At 27.2% G+C, this 6,797-nt stretch carries 7 protein-coding genes; all 7 read right to left on the bottom strand.

All coding sequences use genetic code 11. The features are described from left to right. Window positions 1-190 precede the first annotated feature (190 nt). A complete protein-coding gene (gene gap, locus B2W91_RS02910) occupies window positions 191-1,198 on the bottom strand; it encodes a type I glyceraldehyde-3-phosphate dehydrogenase (protein ID WP_291578785.1) in 1,008 nt (335 codons plus the stop codon). Between the two features lie 50 nt (window positions 1,199-1,248). Further along, a complete protein-coding gene (locus tag B2W91_RS02905; RefSeq protein ID WP_291578784.1) occupies window positions 1,249-2,295 on the bottom strand; it encodes a sugar-binding transcriptional regulator in 1,047 nt (348 codons plus the stop codon). A gap of 126 nt (window positions 2,296-2,421) precedes the next feature. Next, window positions 2,422-3,780: an RNA polymerase factor sigma-54 gene (rpoN, locus tag B2W91_RS02900; protein WP_291578783.1), complete on the bottom strand. Its 1,359-nt coding sequence runs from the start codon at window positions 3,778-3,780 to the stop codon at window positions 2,422-2,424. A gap of 181 nt (window positions 3,781-3,961) precedes the next feature. Continuing rightward, window positions 3,962-4,435, bottom strand: a complete 474-nt coding sequence (locus B2W91_RS02895) for a hypothetical protein (protein ID WP_291578782.1) — start codon at window positions 4,433-4,435, stop codon at window positions 3,962-3,964. Window positions 4,436-4,881: 446 nt separating this feature from the next. Further along, on the bottom strand, window positions 4,882-5,115 hold the full coding sequence (locus tag B2W91_RS02890; protein ID WP_291578781.1) for a DUF2164 family protein: 234 nt from the start codon (window positions 5,113-5,115) through the stop codon (window positions 4,882-4,884). Continuing rightward, the gene (locus B2W91_RS02885; protein WP_291578780.1) at window positions 5,108-5,668 is read right to left on the bottom strand and encodes a GNAT family N-acetyltransferase; all 561 of its coding nucleotides are present in this window, start codon (window positions 5,666-5,668) and stop codon (window positions 5,108-5,110) included. Before B2W91_RS02885 ends, B2W91_RS02890 begins: the two co-directional genes overlap by 8 nt. A gap of 156 nt (window positions 5,669-5,824) precedes the next feature. After that, on the bottom strand, window positions 5,825-6,754 hold the full coding sequence (locus B2W91_RS02880; protein ID WP_291578779.1) for a CPBP family intramembrane glutamic endopeptidase: 930 nt from the start codon (window positions 6,752-6,754) through the stop codon (window positions 5,825-5,827). Window positions 6,755-6,797: the final 43 nt, after the last annotated feature.

The following is a 6,797-nucleotide window of genomic DNA, read 5'->3' as shown; positions in this document are numbered from 1 at the left end:
CATTCTTAATTTTTCATTCATAGAAAAGATTTTTTGTTGCACAAATTAAAATCATACATAAGTTAAATTTTCATTGTGGAACCCTATATTTTCTTGAATATGCCTTATATTTTATAACAAAAAAATCTAGTCCCGCATATGTTACAGAACTAGATTTTTATTTTTACTTAAACTATAATCAAATTTAATATTATAGTTTGTCAGCAACATATTTTGCTAAGTCAGCTAATCTATTTGAGTATCCCCATTCATTATCATACCACGAAACAACTTTAACTAAATTGCCTTCAATTACCATTGTTGATAGTCCGTCAACTATTGATGAATTATCATTTCCTCTATAGTCAATAGATACTAGTGGTTCCTCACTATATTCTAATACTCCTTTTAATTCGCCTTCTGCGGCATTTTTAAATGCTGCATTTATTTCTTCTGCTGTAGCTGTTTTTTCCAATTCACAAACTAAATCTGTCATTGAAACTGTTGGTGTTGGTACCCTTACAGCCATACCATTTAATTTTCCTTTTAATTGAGGTAAAACTAATGATACCGCCTTAGCAGCTCCTGTAGTAGTTGGAATCATAGATTCTGCTGCTGCTCTTGCCCTTCTTAAATCACTATGAGGTGCATCTAATATTTTTTGGTCATTTGTATAAGAGTGAACAGTAGTCATAAGACCTTTTACTATTCCAAACTCTCTATCTAATATTTTAGCAAATGGTGCTAAACAGTTAGTTGTACAAGAAGCGTTTGATATTATATTATGCTTTGAACTATCATATTCTTCTTCATTAACACCTAAAACTACTGTTATATCTTCATTTTTAGCTGGCGCAGAAATTAATACTTTTTTAGCTCCTGCTTCTATATGCGCTTTAGCTTTAGTTGCATCAGTGAATAATCCTGTTGATTCTATAACGATGTCCACTCCTGAAATACCCCAAGGAATATTTTTAGGTTCTCTTTCTGCAAATATTCTTATTTCTTTTCCGTTAACTACTATAGAATTTTCTTTAGCTTCTACTGTTCCATCAAATTTACCATATAATGCATCATACTTTAATAAGTGAGCTAGTGTCTTTGGATCAGTTAGATCGTTAATAGCTACAACTTCTAATTCACTTCCATATTTCTTAATTAATACTTTAAAAACATTTCTTCCTATTCTTCCAAATCCATTTATTCCAACTTTTATCATTTAAGTTCTCCTCCTAAAAAACAATTATATATTTTAAGTGTCTGTTTAACTTAATAAAGTTTAATACCATCAGTTAATAACGTTTTATAAATTTCTTTAGCAGTAGCTTCATCAGTAATTAAAACTTCATTACTTCTGCCTCTTACAGCTGATATAATTGCTTTAGTTTTATATTTACCTGCTGCTACAGCAATCATATTCTCTATAGAAGAAATCTTATCAATTTTTATACCTATAGTGGGCATTGAATAAACAATCTCTCCACTATAATTAAAATAATGTCCATAAGCTTCTCCTACTGCATCAAGTTTTTTTATCTTTTCAATAACCTCTTTATTTAAATCTCTTTTTTGAGACATTTCATTGGCATCACCTATACCATGAATAACTATATAAGAATTTTCTATCTTGTTAAATATTTCTCTTATTCCCTTCTCATTTATTAACACCTCAAAGGTATCCTCACTGATATTATCGGGAATATGTAATATCTCATAGTTGGCATTTAATTTTGATGCCAATCTACCAGCTAGTGTATTTGATTGAATTTCTATATCTTTTCCTATACCACCTCTAGCAGGAAGTACTGTTATATTATTAAAATTATTTATTTTCGGAAAATTATCTACAATCTCCTTTACAGTATTTCCTCCTGTTAAAGAAATTATTATGTTATTCTCTAAAATATTTTTAACATAATTAGAAGCAACTTTACCTAATTCATTTAATACAGCTTTATCTTCATCTATATCTCCAGGAACTATAATAACTTCTCTTAAGTTTAATATTTCTTTAATATAACACTCCATAGATTGAAAACCTCTTAATTCTCCAATAAAGCTTTTCAATCCCTGTAATATCTCTTCTCCTTCTTTAGTAATAGTCATTCCTAAGCTATTAACGTCTATAAGTTTTTGCTCCTTTAAGAAGTTTATTTCACTTCTTACCACTCTTTCACTTAAATTAACATTTGCCGCTAAAAGTCTTCTTCCAATAGGTTGATTATAGTAAATATTTTTTAAAATGTTATATCGTTCTTCCATAATTTCCAATAATTCTGGTACTAACTTTAGTTGTAGTTTTAAAATTTCTTGCATCATTGTACTCCTTTGGGACGTTCAATGCCCATAGGTCATTTTTTGTCCCTCTTATATTATACTATAAAAAGCTATTTTTGTGAATAGCTTTTGTAAAATTTTAGTGTATTTTTTCAATAGTGGAAATTATAACCTTTTTCTTTGAGAAGAGCTGAAAATACCCAATTGCTCTCTATATTTTGCTATAGTTCTCCTTGAAATCATTATTCCTTCATTATTCAACATATTACATATAGCTGCATCAGAAAGAGGTTTTTTCTTATTTTCACCATCAATTATTTCTTTAATTTTTTTCTTTATATTATTAGTAGAAATATCATCATTCATAGTATTTAATGAATTTGTAAATAGCTCTTTTATTTTAATTACTCTTCCAGTGTGAAGAGCAATATATTTATCCTTTATAGCTCTACTTATTGTAGACTCATGGAAATTTATATTATCCGCTACATTTTTAATAGTCATAGGTTTTAAATAGTCTTCTCCATACATAAAATAAGGCTTTTGTAGTGAAATTATTTCTTCTATAACCTTATATAATGTATTTCTTCTCTCATCTATACTTTTAATTAAAAACATTGCCTTATTCATCTTTCCTTTTACATAATCTACAACTTCTTTTTCTTCACTATTATTTAATATTTCCTTGTACACAGTGTTTACGTTTAACTTAGGAAGAATAGAGTCATTCATAATAATTATAAAGTCATCTTCTATTCTTCTTATAGTAGCATCAGGAATTATATAGCTTATTTCTTCACCTGTAAAATAGCCTCTTGCAGGTTTAGGTTCTAAAGTTTTAATTATGTCCACATAATCTTGAACAGTTTTACTATCTATTTTCAGTTTTTTAGCTATATCATTATATTTATTTTTAGAAACTAACTCTAGGTATTCATCCACAATTTCATATATATAGGAATTCCCTAGTTTGTTTCTTTTTAATTGAATTTTTAGACATTCTTTTAGATCTCTAGCCCCTATTCCTACAGGTTCTAAATCCTGGATTATCTCTAAGGCTTTTTCACAATATTCTAATGATTGTTTTTTTATCTTTGCTATCTGTTCTAATGAAGTATCTAAATATCCTCTTTCATCTATACTCTCTACCATATAATTACACAAATCTATCATTGGTCTTTTAAGACTTATTTCTATTAACTGTTCTTTCAAGAAATCTTTTAAGCTTTTTTTTGCAGAAACAAAGTTTAAAGGAGAAACCTCCTCATCTTTATATCCATATTCAAAGGTTTTGTTATCGTTTTCTAAATGTTTTATCAGCTTGGAATAATCAACTTCTTCTTTTCTCACTTCATCATTCTCTTGTTGTTTTGCTTCTAAAACTATATTTTCCTCTAATTCATTGTTTATATGCTTCAATAAATCATATGAAGACATTTGTAGAAGCTTTACCGATAGTTGCATCTCCATAGTCATAATTAATTTTTGTTCCATTGTAAGCTTTAAATCAAAATTTAAACTCACTTCATCACCACCAAAATCGTAAAACTTTTAGGATTATTCACTTAATTATAACACAATTAGAGTTTTTTTTGCTATCTACATATGGTAATGGTACTTACAAAACTGAGCTATAGCTTATATATTAATCTCAAATTTATCTTTGCTAAATTAAAATAGCGAACTTAAAAATAAGTTCGCTATTTTAATTTAAAACTATATTTATTATCTCTTTTCTATATTTAAAGCTTATAATATTTTCTTTACCACTCTTTACTTTAAAGACAAAGTTTTTTCTTTTTACTTTATAGGAATCCATATTAAAATTAAGCTCTATAGGCCTTAAATAATAGGTATCTATTAACTCTATTGCGTTTTCATCTTCTATGTTGTAAAATTCTGCCTCTCCTAAAAAAGATACTACAATTTTTTCTTCATCTTTAGTAATTATATCTACAATATTTCCTCTTTCTATTTTATATTTCTCGATATAGGCTAAAGGTTTATTTAGTCTAATTACACATATATAATCACTTTTATCATAAATTTCTTCATACTTATAATGAATTAATGCAAATTTTCCTTCATCTATATAAAATTTTACACTTAAATTATAAAGTATCATATAAAATATAATAATTAAAATTAAAATTTTAGTAATAAATTTTCTTTTCTTCACATAAACACACCTCTGACACTTATTTATTATATTTTACGTAATTATTTTTCATTGGACACTACTTCATTAATTATCCATTCTCAATTGATTAAATTTGCCAGAGGTACTAGCAGAAGCTTTCAAGTATAGGTATATTGGATATGGTGAAAACATACTTATGGCTGCATCAGACAATACTTCAAAATATAATACTAAAAATTTATTTACTTTATGATTAAATTCACCTTCACATAAGGCAAATATGTTAGATGCCAAGCATAAAAAATGTCTGTAAGCATAATAGGAACACAGAACTTAGAAGGCTTTAAATATATTTATTATGGAATTTAACATTTTTCTAGCTAGAAATGAGATCATTGCAAAAATAAAATTTAAAAATATAAATAGTTAAAAAAAGAGGACTTATATTTAACTATTTATATATTATCCTTATAATTAAACCAAACTTATCTTATCCTTTTTTCTAATCCGTACATATCATCTACTTTTTCATTCATAAAAGCACAAGCATCTTTAATTGCTTCATTGTATATATATATTCCAATGTCATCTATTATAAAATTTAAAAATATTTCTGCTTGAAAATCACTTATTTCTTTCTCCTTTTGTTCTAAGAAGAATCTAATTATTTCTTCTTTCATAACCCCTCTTATATCTTTTGACAATTTTATCTTATTCATTATATCTCCCCATACACCATTCTTTTTTTAATAATCCATATAAATACATATCATATCTATTATTATCTCTATAGATTGCTTCTCTATAGACTCCTTCTTTTTTAAATCCTAATTTTTCGTAGGTTTTAATGGCTGAAGTATTATAGCTGAATACTGTTAGCTGAAGTCTATAGAGATTAAGTTCCCTAAAACTGTAATCTATTAATAGCCTTAAAGCTTCGCTGCCATATCCCTTTTTTCTATTCTCTTCATCACCTATACATATAGATATCCACGAAGAACCATTGTTCCACATTATACTTGAAAGAACTAAGAAACCTATCATATTTTTTTCTTCTAATGTTATAATGCTAAAGCAGAAATTTTCTTTACTATTTATAATTTCCTCATACCATTTTGCCATGGATTCTTTAGTTTCTGGATACGCTATCCCACCATCATAATTTCTTAAAAAATCTACATTCTCATACCACATTGTAATTTTATCTACATCCTCTTTTTTCAATGCAGATAATTTAATTCTATCTCCTTTTAATAAATTAGGTATTAACATTTTTCCACCTTCCTTGCATCAATATATAAGGAGCTCTTTTTAAAGTTTTTCTATATTATTTTAGTTTTCTATAAGATAATATTCTAGTTTCTAATTTTAAATCCTTTTGATAAATATAACATAAAAAGCCCTTTCTGCTTTAAGAAAGGGCTTTTGCTATGCGGCATTTAAAGCTGCTAAGTATATATAATTAAGTATTACTATAGCTACAAAGATTATTGTTGTAACTATAAATGGCCAATTTACAGGTTTTTCAGTTACAATATCTCTATTAAGCTCTACACTATCTAAGCTATGATTTTTCTTTAGCTTATTCATTATTAATTTAGTTAGTAATAGCCCAACTACTATCATTACAATTAATGTTATGATTGTAGTTATTTGTTTCGATCCTGGTAAATCCTTAATAGATTGAGCAGCGGAATCCACTTGTTCACTTTTGCTCATTACTACTTTTAGAAATACCATCTGTATAGAATTCACAAGAAAATGACAAAGCATTGAAGAATAAATAGATTTAGTTATTCTTACAAGATATCCAAATAATATCCCTAAAGCTAAAGTATATAACAGTCTTTGAATATCCAAATGCATATAAGCAAAATATAGCCCTGAAAATATTGCTGCTGTTTTAATGCTAACATTATCATATCCTGACAGTATTACTCCTCTATAAACTAACTCTTCAAATATGGCAGGAACAACTCCTATAAAGAATATAGTTAAGAGCATAGAAGTTTCAGATACAGGATTCGCTATCGCATTACTAAAGCTGTTAGGTGATATTATAGAAGATATGCCACTTAATCCCATTACTAGCGGTTGGCATACTATTGCTAATAAAATTATTAGTATAATATCTTTTAATGGAAGCTTGTTTAACTTCAAAGTATCTCTTACATTTTCTTTAGTTATTAAAAAGTAAATAACCACTGGAAGGAAAAATCCTAATACCTGCGTTATTGCTACATTGCTGAAAAGTGAAACATTTGCCTCCATAAGTTTCATTTGAACAGTAGCTGATAATAGAAGCATTAAAATGATAACAATCATTCCGAATAAATTAGCTTTTAATATTTTTTTCATAAAATCCCCCTTACCTAAAAGTACGATCTGTTAACTTATATGA

This window comes from Clostridium sp. UBA6640 (assembly GCF_002455975.1).
Lineage (GTDB): Bacteria > Bacillota > Clostridia > Clostridiales > Clostridiaceae > Clostridium_J.
The sequence above is the reverse complement of the archived record's forward strand: the minus strand, read 5'-3'. Positions and strand labels throughout refer to the sequence as shown.

Bases quoted from the DNA above. Each gene is read 5' to 3' on its own strand.
- B2W91_RS02905 (WP_291578784.1), bottom strand. From the start codon at position 2,295: ATGCAAGAAATTTTAAAACTACAACTAAAGTTAGTACCAGAATTATTG.
- B2W91_RS02880 (WP_291578779.1), bottom strand. From the start codon at position 6,754: ATGAAAAAAATATTAAAAGCTAATTTATTCGGAATGATTGTTATCATT.
- B2W91_RS02890 (WP_291578781.1), bottom strand. From the start codon at position 5,115: ATGAATAAGATAAAATTGTCAAAAGATATAAGAGGGGTTATGAAAGAA.
- gap (WP_291578785.1), bottom strand. From the start codon at position 1,198: ATGATAAAAGTTGGAATAAATGGATTTGGAAGAATAGGAAGAAATGTT.
- B2W91_RS02885 (WP_291578780.1), bottom strand. From the start codon at position 5,668: ATGTTAATACCTAATTTATTAAAAGGAGATAGAATTAAATTATCTGCA.